Consider the following 17,747-nt stretch of genomic DNA (forward strand, 5'->3'; position numbering starts at 1 on the left):
CGCGGGCGGTTGCCGAGACATACGCACGCGGCGAGGGCCACGTTCACCGATTCGGCGCACGGATCCCGGGCACATACCTGTCGTGGTCATCCCCGTCCATGACGTGAACCCGGTGCGCCGCACCCCCTGGGTGACATACGCGCTGATCGCGGCGAACGTGCTCGTCTTCCTGTACACGCCCGGCATAGCCGGCTCCGTGGCCGGTGAGAGCAGCCTGTCCCAGCTGTGCCACCTGCACGCGTTCCTGGACCACTACGCGGCGGTGCCGAGGGAGTTGATCCACGATCAGCTGCCCGGGGTGGTCCCCACGGGCGATGTCGCCGTGGGCCCGAACGGCCCGGGCTGTGTGATCGGCCCGCCGGACTACGACAAGTCCCCGGCGCTGTCGGTCTTCACCGCGATGTTCCTGCACGGCAGTTGGCTGCATCTGCTGGGCAACATGCTCTTCCTGCTGATCTTCGGCAACAACGTCGAGGACCGCATGGGACATGTGCGGTACTTCCTCTTCTACGTCGTCTGCGGCTACGCGGCGTCGTACGGCTTCGCGTTCCTCAACGACGACTCTGCCGACCCGCTGATCGGCGCGTCCGGGGCCATCGCGGGCGTCCTGGGCGCCTACCTCGTGCTCTATCCGAAGGCCAGGGTGTGGGTCCTCGTGCCGTTCCTGATCTTCCTGCCGCTGCGGCTGCCCGCCTGGCTGGTGCTCGGATTCTGGTTCGTGCTGCAGGCGGTGTACTCGTCCGGCGAGGGCGTCTCCGACGCGGGCACGGTGGCGTACGCCGCGCACATCGTGGGCTTCCTCGCGGGCATGCTGCTCGCGTGGCCGCTCAAGCGAGGGACACCGCCGCCACCGGAGCCACGGGGCCTGCTGTTCGGCAGGCGGGCGCGGCCCCGGCAGACGTGGTGAGCGCCCTCAGCGAGCCGTCTGCGTGTGGACGTACTCGACGAGCCGGGTCAGTGCGTCCGGGTCGGTGGACGGCATGACGCCGTGGCCGAGGTTGAAGACATGGCCCTCCAGGCCGGCCGCCGCGTCGAGCACCTCGCGGGTCTTGGTCTCGACCGCGTCGGTGGTGGCGAACAGGACGGTCGGGTCGAGGTTGCCCTGGAGTGCCTTGCCGGGGCCGACGCGGCGGGCGGCCTCGTCGAGCGGGACGCGCCAGTCGACGCCGACGACGTCCGCGCCCGCCTCGCCCATGAGCCGCAGCAGTTCGCCGGTGCCGACGCCGAAGTGGATGCGCGGGACTCCGTACCCGGCGACGGCGTCGAAGACCTTCGCCGAGGCGGGCATCACCGAGCGGCGGTAGTCGGCGGGGGCGAGGGCACCGGCCCAGGAGTCGAAGAGCTGGACCGCGGAGGCGCCGGCCTCGATCTGCACCTTCAGGAAGGCCGCGGTGATCTCGGCGAGACGGTCGAGCAGGTCGGCCCAGAGCTCCGGGTCGCCGTACATCATCGCCTTGGCGTTCTCGTACGTGCGCGACGGACCGCCCTCGACGAGGTAACTCGCGAGGGTGAAAGGCGCACCGGCGAAACCGATGAGCGGGGTCGGGCCGAGCTCACGGGTGAGCAGGCCGATCGCCTCGGTGACGTACGAGACGTCCTCGGGGGTCAGGTCGCGCAGCTGGGCCAGGTCGGCGCGGGTGCGGATCGGCCGCTCGACGACCGGGCCGACGCCGGGCTTGATGTCGAGGTCGATGCCGATGGCCTTGAGCGGGACGACGATGTCGCTGAAGTAGATCGCCGCGTCCACGTTGTGCCTGCGCACGGGCTGGAGGGTGATCTCGGTGACCAGCTCGGGCAGCATGCAGGACTCGAGCATCCCGATGCCCTCGCGCACCTTGCGGTACTCCGGCAGTGAGCGCCCGGCCTGCCGCATGAACCACACCGGCGTGTGCGGCACGGGCTCGCGCCTGCACGCCTTGAGGAAGGCTGAGTTCTTGACTGCGTCGGGCGTGGCTGACGGCGGCGTCTGGTTGGCACTCACGGGGGCAAGTCTCGCACGGCGGCAACAGGCCCTGTGCCGGGGTCGCCGTGTTGTCCGGGTGTCTCTCCCTGCACGAAGCCTCCGTTCCCCTTAATCTTCCCGGCATGGCTGCGGCTCAGGGACGACTGTCGGACGGCACTGGCGGAATGGATGACGCGAAGGAGGCCGGGGAGGGGGACCGGCATACGCACAGTACGGATCCAGCGGCTTTCCGCGCCGCTGTCGAGGCCCTGCGCGCCGCCCGTCTGCGGCCGCAGATCGAGGTCGAACAGACCAAGGCGCCCCAACGCCTGGCCCCGTACGCGTACGCGCTGGAGGCGACGGTCGTCGACGACGGCCAGGATCTGGCCGACGGCCGCCTGGTGCTGCTGCACGACCCGGCGGGCCACGACGCCTGGCGGGGCACCTTCCGGCTGGTGACCCTGGTGCGCGCGGAGCTGGAGCCGGAGATGGCCGCCGATCCGCTGCTGCCCGAGGTGTGCTGGTCCTGGCTGACCGGCGCGTTCCAGGCGCGCGGGCTGTCGTACGGCGAGGTGAGCGGCACCGTCACGCGCGCGAGTTCCCACTACTTCGGCGGCCTGTCCGAGCGCCCGGCGGCCTCGCAGATCGAGATCCGCGCCTCCTGGACCCCGCGCGAGGGGCTGGGCGGCGTCCCGGACACCGCGGCCCATCTGGCGTCCTGGTGCGATCTGCTGGCCCAGATCGGAGGGCTGCCTCCGGCGGGCCCGGGGGACGCGTCGGTGGTGACGCTGCCGCAGCGCCGCGACCCGCAGTCCCGTTGATCACCACCGGTCCCGGACGGCCACCCGCTTGACCGTCACTTTGTCGATACGGCCACTTTCGGTCAGGAACGGTTCTTGATCGAAGCGATTTACTCGCCGAACGATCGACCATGTGTCTGAATTGCCCCGATTGTTACTCACTAAATCGTGATCTTTCCCTAAAGGGCCACGGGTTTGGTGCCGAAGACGACTGTGACCTTGAAGTCCGTCCCCGCACCCCAGGAGGCCCGGTGTCCGTTCTCCTCGAGCAGCCCGCAAGCCTGGTCGCCTACCGCCCGAACAAGCCGACCGCAATGGTGGTCGTGGCCGATCCCCGCGTCCGCTCCACCGTCACCCGTCACCTCTGGGCCCTCGGTGTGCGCGATGTCATCGAGGCCTCGTCCATCGCGGAGGCTCGTCCCCGCATCGGCAACCCCCGCGACATCTGTGTCGCCGACGTCCACCTGCCCGACGGCTCCGGCCTCACCCTCCTGTCCGAGACCCGCGCCGCGGGCTGGCCGAACGGCCTCGCTCTATCCGCCGCCGACGACATCGGCGCCGTACGCAACGCGCTCGCCGGCGGCGTGAAGGGCTACGTCGTCACCGGCACCCGCACCAACGTCGGGCTCCCCACCCGGCCCGGTGCCGCTCCCATCGGCGCCGCCGCCGCCCGTATGCACCGTCGCCACCCGGGTGCCCCGAGCCACCCGGGCGGCTACCGCGAGCTGTCCGGTCGCGAGGTCGAGGTGCTGCGGCTGGTGGCGGAGGGCCAGTCGAACAAGGCCATCGGCGTCTCGATGGGCCTGTCCGCGCTGACCGTCAAGAGCCACCTCGCCCGCATCGCCCGCAAGCTCGGCACCGGTGACCGCGCCGGTATGGTCGCCGTGGCCCTGCGGACCGGCATCATCCACTGAGTCCCGCCCCTACCGATTTCACCACTTGATCATTCACTGACGTGAACGGGATCGGCCGCTGGTCCCGCCCTCGTCCCGCACCCGCCGTGAGCCGGATCCTTCACTTGACTGACTGGTTTACGACCCTCTGGCGCCCGCCGACGGAACGTTCCATCGGCGGGCGCTGTCCATACACAGATACCCTTGACAGGTGACCGACGCCCAAGAAACCGCAGCAGACAGTTCACTGCGAACCACCGGAGGCGCCCCTCCGGAAGACGACGGATCTTCTGTGACAGAGGCGCCGATCCCTTTGCTTGAACCCCGCGAGGGCATTCCGCCCGTGATCGCCGACGAGGCCGCGCTCGCGGAGGTGATCGCCGCCTTCGCCGCGGGCTCGGGCCCCGTCGCCGTCGACGCCGAACGCGCGTCCGGCTACCGCTACGGCCAGCGTGCCTATCTCGTGCAGCTGCGCCGCGCCGGCGCGGGCTCCGCGCTGATCGACCCCGTGGCCTGCCCCGATCTGACCGGCCTCGGCGAGGCGCTGTCCGGGGTGGAGTGGGTGCTGCACGCGGCCACCCAGGATCTGCCCTGTCTGCGGGAGATAGGCATGGTGCCGACCCGGCTCTTCGACACCGAGCTGGCCGGGCGGCTCGCGGGCTTTCCCAGGGTCGGCCTCGGCGCGATGGTCGAGAACGTGCTCGGGTTCGTCCTGGAGAAGGGCCACTCGGCCGTCGACTGGTCGACCCGGCCGCTGCCCGAGCCCTGGCTGCGGTACGCGGCGCTGGACGTGGAACTGCTCGTGGATCTGCGCGACGCGCTGGAGAAGGAGCTGGACCGGCAGGGGAAGCTGGAGTGGGCGCGGCAGGAGTTCGAGGCGATCGCGGCCGCGCCGCCGGCCGAACCGCGCAAGGATCCCTGGCGGCGGACGTCCGGGATGCACAAGGTACGCAGACGGCGCCAGCTCGGTGTGGTCCGGGAGCTGTGGCAGACGCGGGACCGGATCGCCCAGAAGCGGGACGTGTCGCCGGGCAAGGTACTGAGTGACGCGGCCATCGTGGAGGCCGCGCTCGCCGTGCCGGGCAATGTGCACGCCCTGACCGCGCTGAACGGTTTCGGACACCGGATGGGGCGGCGGCAGCTGGAGCAGTGGCAGGCCGCGGTGGATCGGGCGAAGGTCCTGACCGAATCGCAGTTGCCGGCGCCGGGGCAGCCCGTTGCGGGGCCGCCTCCGCCGCGGGCGTGGGCGGACAAGGATCCGGCCGCTGCGGCTCGCCTCTCCGCTGCTCGGGCGGCGGTTTCGGCGCTGGCCGAGCAGCTCAACATGCCGCAGGAGAATGTGATCACTCCGGACACCGTGCGGCGGGTCTGCTGGGAGCCGCCGAAGGTCGTCGACGCGGAGTCGGTCGCTCAGGCGCTGGCCGGATATGGGGCTCGGCCCTGGCAGGTGGAGCAGGTCACGCCGGTGCTGGTGACTGCCTTGTCCGTCGAGGTGCCGTAGCGCGCCCTCGGGCTGTCAACGCGGACGATCAAGGTCGGCAGGATCACCGGGACCGCTCCTGCCGAGATTGTTTCCCAGTGCGCTCCGAAGGGGCCCTTGAAGCGGAACAGCGACGTCGAGATCACGCCAAGATCCTCCGAGGGCATACAGAGCGCGAGGGGATCGACGGCGCCTCCCGGAATGACCCTCGGGACAACCCCCGGGATGTGACCTTCGCCGCTCCCCCCTCCAGGACTGTGCAGCTACGTTACTCATAAGTAGCATGGCCATGAGCAAGCGCTCAGCGTCCCGCACCTCTGGAGGAGAGCCATCGTGCCTCGTACCCTCAGGGACGTCGTCTTCGTCGACGGCGTCCGCACCCCGTTCGGCAAGGCGGGCCCGAAGGGCATCTACCACGAGACCCGTGCCGACGACCTCGTCGTCAAGGCCATCCGGGAGCTGCTGCGCCGCAACCCCGGTCTCGACCCGAAGGAGATCGACGAGGTCGCCATCGCCGCGACCACGCAGATCGGTGACCAGGGCCTCACCATCGGCCGCACGGCCGGCATCCTCGCGGGCCTCCCGCAGTCGGTGCCCGGCTACTCCATCGACCGCATGTGCGCCGGCGCCCTGACCGCCGTCACCTCGGTCGCCGGTTCGGTCGCCTTCGGTGCTTACGACATCGCCGTCGCCGGTGGTGTCGAGCACATGGGCCGCCACCCCATGGGCGAGGGCGTGGACCCGAACCCGCGGTTCGTGAGCGAGAAGCTGGTCGACGAGTCCGCCCTCTTCATGGGGATGACCGCCGAGAACCTGCACGACCGGTACCCGACGATCACCAAGCAGCGCGCCGACGAGTACGCCGTGCGCTCGCAGGAGAAGGCCGCCAAGGCGTACGCCAACGGCAAGATCCAGCAGGACCTGGTGCCGGTCTCGGTGCGCCGCACCAACCCGGAGGCCGGTGAGACCGGCTGGGGTCTGGTCACCGCCGACGAGCCGATGCGCCCGGGCACGACGATGGAGAACCTCACCGGTCTCAAGACGCCGTTCCGCGTCCACGGCCGCGTGACCGCGGGCAACGCCGCCGGTCTCAACGACGGTGCCACCGCCTCGCTCATCGCCTCCGAGGACTTCGCCCGCGAGAACAACCTCCCGGTGAAGATGCGTCTGGTCTCCTACTCCTTCGCGGGTGTGGAGCCGGAGGTCATGGGCTACGGCCCGATCCCGGCCACGGAGAAGGCCCTCGCCCAGGCAGGGCTCAGCATCTCCGACATCGGTCTGTTCGAGATCAACGAGGCCTTCGCCGTCCAGGTCCTCGCCTTCCTGGAGCACTACGGCATCGCCGACGACGACGCGCGCGTCAACCAGTACGGCGGCGCCATCGCGTTCGGTCACCCGCTGGCCTCGTCGGGTGTGCGTCTGATGACGCAGCTCGCCCGTCAGTTCGAGGAGCAGCCTGAGGTCCGCTACGGCCTGACCACCATGTGCGTCGGCTTCGGCATGGGCGCGACGGTCATCTGGGAGAACCCGCACTTCGAAAACGCCGGAGGCAGCAAGTGAGCACCACCGCTGAGCTTTTGAAGGGTGCGGCCGAGCTGTTCCCCGACGAGGTCGTGACGTCCGCACACGTACGCCACCTCGACCTGCCGTTCGGCGCCGGGCGCTTCGCGCTCATCACGCTGGACAACGGCTTCGACCACACCAAGCCGACCACCTTCGGTCCGCAGTCGCTGGCGAACCTCGACACCGCCATCGACCAGGTCGAGGCCGAGGCCACCGCCGGCGACATCATCGGCGTCGGCATCACCGGCAAGCCGTTCATCTTCGCCGTCGGCGCCGACCTCAAGGGCGTCGAGCTGCTGAAGGAGCACAAGGACGCGCTCGCCATCGGCAAGGGCGGCCACGAGGTCTTCAAGCGCCTGTCGGGCCTGGCCGTGCCGACCTTCGCGTACTACAACGGCGCCGCGATGGGCGGTGGCGTCGAGGTCGGTCTGCACTGCAAGTACCGGACCGTCTCGAAGGCGCTCCCGGCCTTCTCGCTGCCCGAGGTGTTCCTCGGCCTGGTCCCCGGCTGGGGCGGCTGCACGATCCTGCCGAACCTGATCGGCGCCGACAACGCCGTACAGGTGATCATCGAGAACAGCCTCAACCAGAACAAGCAGCTCAAGGGCCAGCAGGTCTTCGACCTGGGCATCGCCGACGCCATCTTCGAGGGCGCGGACTTCCTGGAGCAGTCGCTGATCTGGACGGCGTCCGTCCTGAAGGGCGACGTCGAGGTCGAGCGCCCGGTCATCGACCGCGGTGAGGGCTGGGACCAGGCCGTCGCCAAGGGCCGCTTCATCGCGGACTCCAAGGTGCACGGCGCCGCTCCGGCCGCCTACCGTGCCCTCGACATCATCGCCGCCGCCAAGAACGGCGACCTCCAGCAGGGCTACGACGCCGAGGACAAGGCGCTCGCCGACCTGATCATGGGCGGCGAACTGCGCTCCGGCATCTACGCGTTCAACCTGGTGCAGAAGCGCGGCAAGCGACCCGCCGGCGCTCCGGACAAGAACCTGGCGCGCCCGGTCACCAAGGTGGGCGTGGTCGGCGCCGGCCTGATGGCCTCGCAGCTGGCCCTGCTCTTCCTGCGCCGCCTGGAGGTGCCGGTCGTGCTGACCGACATCGACCAGGAGCGGGTCGACAAGGGTGTGGGCTACGTCCACGCCGAGATCGAGAAGCTGCTCGGCAAGGGCCGTATCAACCAGGACAAGGCCAACCGCCTCAAGGCCCTGGTGACCGGTGTCCTGGACAAGGCCGAGGGCTTCGCGGACGCGGACTTCATCATCGAGGCCGTGTTCGAGGAGATCGGCGTCAAGCAGCAGGTGTTCGCGGAGGTCGAGGCGGTCGCCCCGGCGCACGCCATCTTCGCCACCAACACCTCGTCCCTCTCGGTCTCCGAGATGGCGTCGAAGCTGAAGAACCCCGAGCGGGTCGTCGGCTTCCACTTCTTCAACCCGGTCGCGGTCCTGCCGCTGCTCGAGATCGTCCGCGGCGAGAAGACGGACGACGCCTCGCTGGCCACGGCCTTCGCCGTCGCCAAGAAGCTGAAGAAGACCGCGGTCCTCACCAAGGACGCCCCGGCGTTCGTCGTGAACCGCATCCTCACCCGCTTCATGGGCGAGATCCAGAACGTCATCGACGAGGGCACCCCGGTCGAGGTAGCCGAGAAGGCCATCGAGCCGCTCGGTCTGCCGATGTCCCCGCTGGTCCTCCTCGAGCTGGTCGGTCCCGCGATCGGTCTGCACGTCTCGGAGACCCTCAACCGGGCCTTCCCGGACCGCTTCACGGTCTCCCCGAACCTCGCGGCCGTCGTCAAGGCGGGCAAGCGCGGCTTCTACGTCTACGACTCCGGCAAGCCGGAGCTGGACCCGGAGGTCGCCGCGCTGCTGAAGCAGGGCGACTCCGTGCTGACCGAGGAGCAGGTCCGCGACCGTGTCCTCGACGCGGTGGCCCAGGAGATCGGCCTGATGCTCGACGAGGGCGTCGTCGCCGAGGCCCAGGACATCGACCTCTGCCTGATCACGGGTGCCGGCTGGCCCTTCCACCTGGGCGGCATCACGCCGTACCTGGACCGCGAGGGTGTCTCCGAGCGCGTGAACGGCAAGAAGTTCCTGGCGCCGGGCGTGGCCAGCGTCCCCGCGTAAACGCCTCGCACTGAACGCCGGTGCCCCGCACGCCAGAAGGTGTGCGGGGCACCGGCGTCTCAGCCGGCGGCCGGGCGTCGGTCCTCGACATGGGCGACCCGAAGGTCCGTGCCGTCCTGGTGGCGTTTGGTGCGGCCGTGGATGCCGATGGCCAGATGCGACGGGTCGACGGGCTCGTCGAGGGCGACGTGGGTGACGACGTCCGGGTGATGGCCGGTGACCAGCCAGCCCAGGTCGTCCTTGAGCGTGAGCACGTTGAAGTCACCGGCCGGGGAGCCCACGTGCACCGGGCCGAACTCGCCGAGAATCCCCAACGCCTGTCCCGCGAGGTCTCCCGCAGGCTCCTTCAACACCACGCACGTCCCGTGCTCGAAGAGCACCCACGAGGTCTCTGAGGGCGCCAGGATCCGCCGCCAGACCTCGACCAGGCTTTCTATGTCCATGACGGACATCCTGGCGCAGCGGTCCCCGAACGGTCCTCGAATTACGCGCGCTCAGACCTCCCGCCAAGCCTCCAAGGCCAACCCGGGCTCGTCCTTGCGCCGGGTGACCAGCAGTTCCCCGGTCGACGGCGACAGCGTTGCCGCGACCACCCGCTCGTCCTCGTCCAGGGCCAGGGCGACCATCGCGTCCGCCGGAAGCTGCGGCCCCGACTCGGTCCACCACGCGCCCGCCGACTCCTGCTCCGTCGGGTACGCGGCGAAGGCGACCCGGCCGCTCGCCGAGCGCTGGACGAGCAACGTGCAGTCGTGGCCGTCGAGTTCGCAGCGCATCGCGGAGACCGGGCCGGGGCCGGCGGACGTCAGCAGGGTCACCGGCTTGGTGCCGGGGCGCCAGGCGCACAGGTCGCCGGAGTCGTCGGCATAGAAGAGGGTGGTGTGGTCGGCGGAGGTGGCCAGGGCGTACAGGGTGCCGGTACGCACCGGCGTCTCCATCGCCTCCTCCAGGACCGGGACGCTGCCCGGCTTCTCCTGCTGCCAGTGCAGGATGGCGCCGGGGACGGCGGCATACAGCTCGACCAGCCCCGACTCCCCCGTCACTGCGGCCAGCCGGTCGTCCACCTCACGCCCCTTGAGGTCGCGCCACGGCCCCCAGCCGCCCACCTCCTTCTGACCGCGCATGCTCACGCCGCCCTCCGCGTTGCGGACGAAGACATGGGCCCGGCCCTGCGCGTCGACCGTGACGGCGGGCGTGCCGGTGCGGTCGCCTGCCTTGTCCGGGTGGCCGATGGACATCCAGTCCAGCGGGGCCAGCCGCGGCCGGAAGTGCGTGGAGTGCACCAGACCCGCCTCGCCCGCCTTGGTGGGGCGCCAGGCGGCCAGATGGGCATAGTCGTCGGCGCCCTGGCCGACTGCGGGGCCGGGGCGCAGCTTCTGGTCGCCGCCGACCTTGCGCGGAGGGTCCCAGGGGCCGCCGGGTCCGACTTCCGCCCGGCACAGCACGGCGTCGTCGGTGGGCAGATAGACGCTGAGGCGGCCGTCGCGGCCGCGGATGAGCCAGTCGCCGTTCACCGGTTCACTCTATTCGGGGGCGGGCCGCCAGGGGGCCCCGACCCCGGGCAAGCTGGATCACAGCAGCAACGTCCGCACGAGAACAGGAATTCGACGTCATGACCGACAAGCTCACCGTGAGCGTCCTGGGCACCGGCATCATGGGCGCCGCGATGGCCCGCAACCTGGTCAGGGCGGGACACAACGTCCGCGTCTGGAACCGCACCCGGTCCAAGGCCGAACCCCTCACCGCCGACGGCGCGTCCGTCGCCGGCACTCCCGCCGAGGCGGTCCAGGGCGCCGATGTCGTCCTGACCATGCTGTACGACGGCCCCGCGACGCTCGACGCCATGCGTGAGGCGGCGCCCGGACTGCGGTCGGGTGCCGTCTGGATGCAGTCGACGACCGCCGGCATCGACGCCATCGCCGACCTGGCCGGCTTCGCCGACGAACACGGGCTCGTCTTCTACGACGCCCCTGTCCTCGGCACCCGTCAGCCCGCCGAGTCCGGCCAGCTCACCGTCCTGGCGGCGGGGCCGGCCGAGGGCCGTGGGACGGTGACGCCGGTGTTCGACGCCGTGGGCGCCCGTACGGTGTGGACCGGCGAGGACGGCGGGGCGGGCACCGCGACCCGTCTGAAGCTGGTCGCCAACAGCTGGGTGCTCGCGGTGACGAACGCCGCCGGTGAGGTGCTGGCGCTGTCCAAGGCCCTCGACGTGGACCCGCAGCAGTTCTTCGAGGTGATCGACGGCGGGCCGCTCGACATGGGGTATCTGCGGGCCAAGACGGGTCTGGTGCTGAACGGCGGGCTGTCCCCGGCCGCGTTCGCGGTGAGCACGGCGGCGAAGGACGCGCGGCTCATCGTCGAGGCCGGCGAACGGCACGGCGTACAGCTGGACGTGGCGGCGGCGAGCGCGGAGCGCTTCGAGCGGGCGACGCGGCAGGGGCACGGCGACGAGGACATGGCGGCGGCGTACTTCGCGAGCTTCGAGGAGGGGGCCGCGGAGTGAGCGGGCCGGTCCCCGCCGGGGGCCGCCGTGCGACCCTTGCCCCATGAACGACGACGTCCCCCTGCTCGTGATCGTCGACGCCGCCAACGTCGTCGGGTCGGTGCCCGACGGGTGGTGGCGCGACCGGCGGGGGGCCGCCGAACGACTGCGGGACCGGCTGGCGGCGGACGGGGTGCCGGGGCATGCCGGGCCCGTGGAGCTGGTGCTCGTCGTGGAGGGCGCCGCTCGGGGCGTGGCGAGCGTGCCCGGGGTGCGGGTGGAGTCCGCTGCCGGGAGCGGGGACGATCACATGGTCGAGCTGGTCGCGCGGGCCGGCGGACGGTCCTGTCTGGTGGTGACCGCGGACCGGGAACTGCGGCGGCGCGTGGCGGAGTTGGGGGCGGACGTGGCGGGGCCGCGCACGGTCCGGCCGTAGCCGGGTGCCGTGCGCGGCCCCGTGTCGTCGGGTCCGTCGGATCCGGCTACGCGGTGTCTCCGTGGTTGCCCTTCTCGACCTCGGCCTCGGTCGTCTCCTCGTGCACGGCGAGCCGGCTGTGGGAGCGGCCGTAGAGGAAGTACACGCCGAAGCCCGCCACCATCCAGATGGCGAAGCGGACCCAGGTCTCGGCGGGCAGGTTGATCATCAGCCACAGTGAGGCGCACACCGACAGGATCGGGACGACCGGCACCCACGGGGTACGGAAGGCCCGATGCAGGTCGGGACGGGTCTTGCGGAGGATGATCACGCCGATGGCCACGACCACGAAGGCGAACAGGGTGCCGATGTTCACCAGGGCCGCGAGCTCGGTCAGCGGGGTGAAGCCGGCGAGGATCGCGATGATCACGCCGAGCAGGATGGTCGGCCGGTGCGGGGTCCTGAAGCGCGGGTGGACGCGGGAGAAGAAGCGCGGCAGCAGTCCGTCCCGGCTCATCGCGAAGAAGACGCGGGTCTGGCCGAGGAGCAGGATCATGCAGACCGTCGTCAGGCCGACCGCGGCGCCGAAGCTGATGAAGCCCGCGAACCAGGGATGCCCGGTCTCCTTGAACGCGTCGGCGAGCGGGGCGTCGACGGACAGCTTGCTGTAGTGCTGCATGCCCGTGACGACGATCGACACGGCGACGTACAGCGTGGTGCAGATGATGAGGGAACCGATGATGCCGCGCGGCATGTCGCGCTGCGGGTTCTTGGTCTCCTCGGCGGCGGTCGCCACCACGTCGAAGCCGATGAAGGCGAAGAACACGACCGAGGCGGCGGTGAAGATGCCCATCACGCCGTAGTTGGAGGGCGCCCAGCCGAACATGAGCTGGATCAGCGGGGCGTCGAGACTGCTCCCGGCGTCCACCGTCTGGGACTTCGGGATGAACGGGTCGTAGTTGTCACCGTCGATCAGGAACGCACCCGCGATGATCACGACGAGGACGACGGTCACCTTGATGGCGACGACCAAGGACGTGATGCGCGCGGACAGCTTCATGCCGACCACGAGGATGCAGGTGAGGACGAGGACGAGGGCGGCGGCGAGGATGTCGAAGCCGAAGACGTCGGCGCCCTCCCGACTGCCCAGGGCGTCAGGCATCGTCCAGCCCGCGTTGTCCATGAGCGACTGGATGTAGCCGGACCAGCCGACGGCCACCACCGCCGTTCCGAGCGCGAACTCCAGCACCAGGTCCCAGCCGATGATCCAGGCGGGCAGTTCGCCGAGCGAGGCGTACGAGAAGGTGTACGCCGACCCGGCGACGGGGACGGTGGAGGCGAACTCGGCATAGCAGAGGGCGGCCAGCGCGCAGGCGACACCGGACGCGACGAACGCCAGGGCCACCGCGGGCCCGGCGTTGTTCTTCGCGACGGTGCCGGTGAGCACGAAGATGCCGGTTCCGATGATGACGCCGACACCGAAGACGGTCAGATCCAGCGCGGACAAGGACTTCTTGAGCGCGTGCTCCGGCTCCTCGGTATCGAGGATGGACTGCTCGACTCTCTTCGTCCGGAAGAGTGTGCTGCTCACGGTCGTACCTCCCACACTTGTCGTCCTCGACATGATCGAGAGGGGGCGTGGTACGCCTGCCCAGGCGTGGGCGGATTCACACAGATGGGCCGGTTCCACCACTCTTCACGGTGGTGAAACCGGCCCGTACGGCGCTATGGCCCGCCTCAGTCGCGCGCGGGCTCCACCGCGTCGACCTCGGCCGCCGTGCGGTCGAACCGGCCGTCCAGCTTGGAGACGAGACCGGTGACCTGGCGGGCGATGTCCGGGGCGGTCAGGCCGATCTCTGCCAGGACCTCGGCGCGGGAGGCGTGGTCGAGGAAGCGCGGCGGGATGCCGAAGTCGCGCAGCGGGACGTCCACGCCCGCGTCGCGCAGGGCCTGGGCGACGGCCGAGCCGACGCCGCCGACGCGGGAGTTGTCCTCGACGGTGACGACCACGCGGTGCCGCTCGGCGAGCGGGGCCATGGCCTCGTCGACGGGCTTGACCCAACGCGGGTCGACGACGGTGGTGGTGATGCCCTGTTTGTCGAGGAGCGAGGCGATCTCCAGGCACATCGGCGCGAGGGCGCCCACGGAGACCAGCAGCACGTCCGGGGTGTCGGTGCCGGGCTCGCGCAGCACATCCATGCCACCGACGCGCCCCACGGCGGGTACGGCGGGACCGACGGCGCCCTTGGAGAAGCGGACGACGGTCGGGGCGTCGTCGACCTCGACGGCCTCGCGCAGCTGGGCGCGCACCTGGTCGGCGTCGCGCGGGGCGGCGAGCCGGAGGCCCGGGACGACCTGGAGGATCGACATGTCCCACATGCCGTTGTGGGAGGCGCCGTCGGTGCCGGTGACGCCGGCCCGGTCGAGCACGAAGGTGACGCCGCACTTGTGCAGGGCCACGTCCATGAGGACCTGGTCGAAGGCGCGGTTGAGGAAGGTGGCGTAGACGGCGAAGACGGGGTGCACGCCGCCCGTCGCCAGGCCCGCCGCGGACACGGCGCCGTGCTGTTCGGCGATGCCCACGTCGTAGATGCGGTCCGGGAAGGTGTCCGCGAACTTCTTCAGGCCGACCGGCTGGAGCATCGCCGCGGTGATCGCCACGATGTCCTCGCGCTCCTTGCCGAGCTTGACCATCTCGTCGCCGAAGACGGATGTCCAGTCGGCACCCGAGGCCTTGATGGGCAGGCCGGTGTCGGGGTGGATGGGGCCGATGCCGTGGAAGCGGTCCGCCTCGTCCTGGAGGGCGGGCTGGTAGCCGCGGCCCTTCTCGGTGAGGCAGTGCACGATGACCGGGCCGCCGAAGCGCTTGGCGCGGGCGAGCGCCGACTCCAGTGCCTCGATGTCGTGTCCGTCGATCGGGCCGACGTACTTCAGCCCGAGGTCCTCGAACATGCCCTGCGGCGCGATGAAGTCCTTGAGGCCCTTCTTGGCCCCGTGCAGGGTCTCGTAGAGGGGCCTGCCGACGACCGGGGTGCGGTCGAGGATCTCCTTGGTGCGGGTGAGGAAGCGCTCGTAGCCGTCGGTCGTGCGCAGCGTCGCCAGGTGGTTCGCGAGGCCGCCGATGGTGGGCGAGTACGACCGCTCGTTGTCGTTGACGACGATGACGAGGGGGCGGTCCTTGGCCTCGGCGATGTTGTTCAGCGCCTCCCAGGCCATACCGCCGGTCAGCGCGCCGTCACCGATGACGGCGACGACATGGTCGTCCCGTTTGCGCAGCTGGTTGGCTTTCGCGAGGCCGTCGGCCCAGCCGAGGACCGTCGAGGCGTGCGAGTTCTCGATGACGTCGTGCTCGGACTCGGCCTGCGAGGGGTAGCCCGACAGGCCGCCCTTCATCTTCAGCCTGCTGAAGTCCTGGCGGCCCGTGAGCAGCTTGTGGACGTAGGACTGGTGGCCGGTGTCCCAGAGCACCTTGTCCTTCGGCGAGTCGAAGACCCGGTGCAGGGCGATGGTCAGCTCCACCACACCGAGGTTGGGGCCGAGGTGGCCGCCGGTCTTGGAAACCGCCTCGACGAGGAAGGTGCGGATCTCCTCTGCCAGCTGGTCCAGCTGCTCAGGGCTGAGCCGGTCCAGATCGCGCGGTCCCGTGATGCGGGTCAGCAGCGGCACCCGTGCCTCCTTGCAGTAGAGCTGTTCGAGCTGTTGCCGGGCTTGTCGAGTCTAATGTTCCGCCTCAGCGGAAGGTTCCCGGCCCCGGGGACGTACATCACGCATTCGGCTCTACCCGGTAACACCCCGTACTGCAACGCCGAGAAGGGGCGCGGGGAACTGCGCGACCGGCCACAACGGACCGGCACCCGCCAGTTCACCCACGCCCCTGCGGCGCTACGGCGTTCCGCGCTACGCGCGACCCGCGGTCTTCTGCGTCTTCCGGGTGATCGAGTCGATGACCACGGTGGTCAACAGCACACCCGCGGTGATCATGTACTTCACCGGCTCGGCGATGGACTCCAGCTGCAGGCCGTACTGGATCGAGACGATCACGAGCACACCGAGCAGCGCGTTCCACGTGCGGCCACGTCCACCGAACAGCGACGTACCACCGATGACGGCCGCCGCGATGGCGTTCATCAGCAGGTCACCCGTACCGGCGCTCTGGTTGGCCGACGCGATCTTCGAGGCCAGGAAGAGGCCGCCGATCGCCGCGAACCCACCCGAGATGGCGAACACGGTGATGCGCACCGTGGTCACGTTGATACCCGCACGACGCGAGGCCTCGACGCTGCCACCGAGCGCGAAGATCTTGCGGCCGTACGCGGTACGCCGCAGCACGAAGTCGGTGACGACCAGGAAGACCAGGAAGATCACCGTGGCCAGCGGCAGGCCCTTGTACTGGTTGTACATGATCGCCGCGGCGAAGGAGACGATGCCCAGCAGCACCGTCCGCAGGATGGTGTCGCTCAGCGGCCGGAACGGGATGCCCGCGGCCTCACGGCGGCGGTTGCCGAGGAACGAGGTGATGAAGAACACCACGGTCACCACGGCCGCCAGGCCGTACGCGGCGGCGACGTCCGTGAAGAAGTACGTCGTCAGCTTGCCGATCAGACCGTCGCTGTCGAGGTTGATCGTGCCGTTCTCGCCCAGCGTCTGGAGCATGAAGCCGAGCCAGAACAGCAGACCGGCCAGCGTGACGGCGAACGCGGGAGCGCCCAGCACCGCGAAGAAGAAGCCGTGCGCCGCGCCGATGACAGCACCCGCCGCGACGGCGATGAGCACGGCCGCCCACTCGGGCCAGCCCTGGTTCACCGCGAGGACGGCGGCGATGGCGCTGGACGCGCCGCTGACCGAGCCGACGGACAGGTCGATCTCGCCGAGCAGCAGCACGAAGACGATGCCGACGGAGATCATGCCCGTGCCGACCATCGTGACGGTGATGTCGTTGATGTTCTGCGCGGACAGGAAGGCGGAGTTCAGGCTCTGGAAGATGACGCAGATGGCGACCAGGCCGAGGATGACCGGCAGGGAGCCCAGCTCACCGGCCTTCAGCTTGCGCCGGAACTCGGTGAGGTAGCCGGCCAGACCCTGCTCCTGCACCAGCAGTCGCGGGTCGACGGCGGTCACCGCGGCCGCGGCGGCCTCGGTGTTGAGGACCTCGTGGTCCTGCGCCGTGGCGGAGGTCTTGTCGATGCTCACTGGGAAGCCTCCCCGTTCGTGCGCGCCGCACGGCGGGTCACGGCGTTCTCGGTGGCGCCGGTGATGGCGGAGATGATCTCCTCCTGCGAGGTCGTCTTGACCTCGAAGACGCCGTTGTTGCGGCCCAGGCGCAGCACGGCGACCTTGTCCGCGACGGCCTTCACGTCGGCCATGTTGTGGCTGATGAGGATGACGGCGTGCCCGCGCTCGCGCAGCCGCTCCACGAGGTCGAGGACCTGGGCGGTCTGCTCGACACCGAGGGCGGCGGTGGGCTCGTCGAGGATGACCAGCTTGGGCTCGCCGAGCATGGAACGGGCGATGGCCACGGTCTGGCGCTGACCGCCGGAGAGCGAGGCGATCGGGATACGCACGCTGGGGATGCGGATCGACAGCGTCTGGAGCAGCTCGCGCGAGCGGCGCTCCATCTCGACCTCGTCGAGGACACCCCATTTGCGGACCTCACGGCCCAGGTACAGGTTGCCGACGACGTCGATGTTGTCGCACAGCGCGAGGTCCTGGTAGACCGTCGCGATGCCCAGGTTCTGGGCGTCGTGCGGCCGGTTGATCGAGACGGCCTTGCCGTCCCATTCGATGACGCCCTCATCGATGGGGTGCACGCCGGCGATCGTCTTGACCAGCGTGGACTTTCCGGCGCCGTTGTCGCCCACCAGGGCGACCACTTCACCGGCGTGGACCTCAAGCTCTACGTCGGTGAGCGCCTGAACGGCACCGAACCGCTTGGAGACCCCGCGCAACGCCAGCACGGGCGTAGCGGACACGTGAACCATCTCCTTCGCCGCCTGACCCGGCGGAAGGGTTGTGCAGAGAAAAGTTGGGGGGTTCCGTCCGGCGCCCCGCGCCG

Annotated in this window: 15 protein-coding genes and 1 pseudogene; 8 read left to right on the plus strand and 8 right to left on the minus strand. The window is 70.1% G+C overall.

Translation table 11 applies throughout. The features are described from left to right. Positions 1-82: 82 nt before the first annotated feature. The gene (locus ACFQ6S_RS15305) at positions 83-907 is read left to right on the plus strand and encodes a rhomboid family intramembrane serine protease (protein ID WP_383408532.1); all 825 of its coding nucleotides are present in this window, start codon (positions 83-85) and stop codon (positions 905-907) included. A 6-nt stretch (positions 908-913) separates the two neighbouring features. Here ACFQ6S_RS15305 and hemE read toward each other — a convergent pair whose 3' ends face one another. Beyond that, positions 914-1,981, minus strand: coding sequence for a uroporphyrinogen decarboxylase (gene hemE / locus ACFQ6S_RS15310; RefSeq protein WP_383408535.1), 1,068 nt, complete (start codon positions 1,979-1,981; stop codon positions 914-916). A gap of 104 nt (positions 1,982-2,085) precedes the next feature. Here hemE and ACFQ6S_RS15315 point away from each other — a divergent pair, with 104 nt between their 5' ends. The 3 genes from ACFQ6S_RS15315 to ACFQ6S_RS15325 all read left to right on the plus strand — a co-directional run bounded on the left by ACFQ6S_RS15315 (position 2,086) and on the right by ACFQ6S_RS15325 (position 5,136). Further along, entirely contained in the window at positions 2,086-2,763 is a 678-nt protein-coding gene (locus tag ACFQ6S_RS15315; RefSeq protein ID WP_383408538.1) for a DUF3000 domain-containing protein, read from the plus strand. A 230-nt stretch (positions 2,764-2,993) separates the two neighbouring features. Next, positions 2,994-3,656, plus strand: coding sequence for a response regulator transcription factor (locus ACFQ6S_RS15320; protein ID WP_003997051.1), 663 nt, complete (start codon positions 2,994-2,996; stop codon positions 3,654-3,656). A gap of 190 nt (positions 3,657-3,846) precedes the next feature. Continuing rightward, the gene (locus ACFQ6S_RS15325; RefSeq protein ID WP_383408542.1) at positions 3,847-5,136 is read left to right on the plus strand and encodes an HRDC domain-containing protein; all 1,290 of its coding nucleotides are present in this window, start codon (positions 3,847-3,849) and stop codon (positions 5,134-5,136) included. 23 nt (positions 5,137-5,159) lie between these two features. On the opposite strand, the pseudogene ACFQ6S_RS15330 reads toward ACFQ6S_RS15325, so the two are convergent. Continuing rightward, positions 5,160-5,288 (minus strand): annotated as a pseudogene (locus ACFQ6S_RS15330) (carbohydrate ABC transporter permease); the annotation flags it as partial. 160 nt (positions 5,289-5,448) lie between these two features. Here ACFQ6S_RS15330 and ACFQ6S_RS15335 point away from each other — a divergent pair. Both ACFQ6S_RS15335 and ACFQ6S_RS15340 read left to right on the plus strand, forming a co-directional pair. Next, positions 5,449-6,675 carry a thiolase family protein gene (locus ACFQ6S_RS15335; RefSeq protein WP_383408545.1) on the plus strand — a complete coding sequence of 409 codons (1,227 nt, stop codon included), beginning with the start codon at positions 5,449-5,451 and terminating at the stop codon, positions 6,673-6,675. Beyond that, complete coding sequence (locus ACFQ6S_RS15340) at positions 6,672-8,801, plus strand: 3-hydroxyacyl-CoA dehydrogenase NAD-binding domain-containing protein (protein WP_383408548.1); 2,130 nt, start codon at positions 6,672-6,674, stop codon at positions 8,799-8,801. Before ACFQ6S_RS15335 ends, ACFQ6S_RS15340 begins: the two co-directional genes overlap by 4 nt. 59 nt (positions 8,802-8,860) lie before the next feature. On the opposite strand, the gene ACFQ6S_RS15345 is transcribed toward ACFQ6S_RS15340, so the two are convergent. Both ACFQ6S_RS15345 and ACFQ6S_RS15350 read right to left on the minus strand, forming a co-directional pair. Continuing rightward, complete coding sequence (locus tag ACFQ6S_RS15345; protein ID WP_383408551.1) at positions 8,861-9,244, minus strand: hypothetical protein; 384 nt, start codon at positions 9,242-9,244, stop codon at positions 8,861-8,863. A gap of 51 nt (positions 9,245-9,295) precedes the next feature. Further along, positions 9,296-10,312, minus strand: coding sequence for a hypothetical protein (locus ACFQ6S_RS15350; protein ID WP_383408554.1), 1,017 nt, complete (start codon positions 10,310-10,312; stop codon positions 9,296-9,298). A 98-nt stretch (positions 10,313-10,410) separates the two neighbouring features. Between ACFQ6S_RS15350 and ACFQ6S_RS15355 the strand changes: the two genes are divergently transcribed. Further along, positions 10,411-11,301 (plus strand): NAD(P)-dependent oxidoreductase, encoded by an 891-nt coding sequence (locus ACFQ6S_RS15355; protein ID WP_383408557.1) that lies wholly within the window; start codon positions 10,411-10,413, stop codon positions 11,299-11,301. 43 nt (positions 11,302-11,344) lie between these two features. Beyond that, the gene (locus ACFQ6S_RS15360) at positions 11,345-11,716 is read left to right on the plus strand and encodes an NTP pyrophosphohydrolase (protein WP_383408560.1); all 372 of its coding nucleotides are present in this window, start codon (positions 11,345-11,347) and stop codon (positions 11,714-11,716) included. Positions 11,717-11,762: 46 nt separating this feature from the next. Here the strand turns inward: ACFQ6S_RS15360 and ACFQ6S_RS15365 are convergent, their stop codons facing one another. The 4 genes from ACFQ6S_RS15365 to ACFQ6S_RS15380 form a co-directional block, all read right to left on the minus strand. After that, positions 11,763-13,286: an amino acid permease gene (locus ACFQ6S_RS15365; protein WP_383408563.1), complete on the minus strand. Its 1,524-nt coding sequence runs from the start codon at positions 13,284-13,286 to the stop codon at positions 11,763-11,765. A 146-nt stretch (positions 13,287-13,432) separates the two neighbouring features. Beyond that, positions 13,433-15,361 carry a 1-deoxy-D-xylulose-5-phosphate synthase gene (gene dxs / locus ACFQ6S_RS15370; RefSeq protein WP_383408566.1) on the minus strand — a complete coding sequence of 643 codons (1,929 nt, stop codon included), beginning with the start codon at positions 15,359-15,361 and terminating at the stop codon, positions 13,433-13,435. A gap of 231 nt (positions 15,362-15,592) precedes the next feature. Continuing rightward, entirely contained in the window at positions 15,593-16,885 is a 1,293-nt protein-coding gene (locus ACFQ6S_RS15375) for a sugar ABC transporter permease (RefSeq protein WP_383408569.1), read from the minus strand. After that, entirely contained in the window at positions 16,882-17,673 is a 792-nt protein-coding gene (locus ACFQ6S_RS15380; RefSeq protein ID WP_383408572.1) for an ATP-binding cassette domain-containing protein, read from the minus strand. The genes ACFQ6S_RS15375 and ACFQ6S_RS15380 overlap by 4 nt, the downstream gene beginning before the upstream one ends. Between the last annotated feature and the right edge of the window lie 74 nt (positions 17,674-17,747).

Origin of the sequence: Streptomyces sp. NPDC056479, assembly GCF_042795335.1 — a bacterium.
GTDB lineage: Bacteria > Actinomycetota > Actinomycetes > Streptomycetales > Streptomycetaceae > Streptomyces.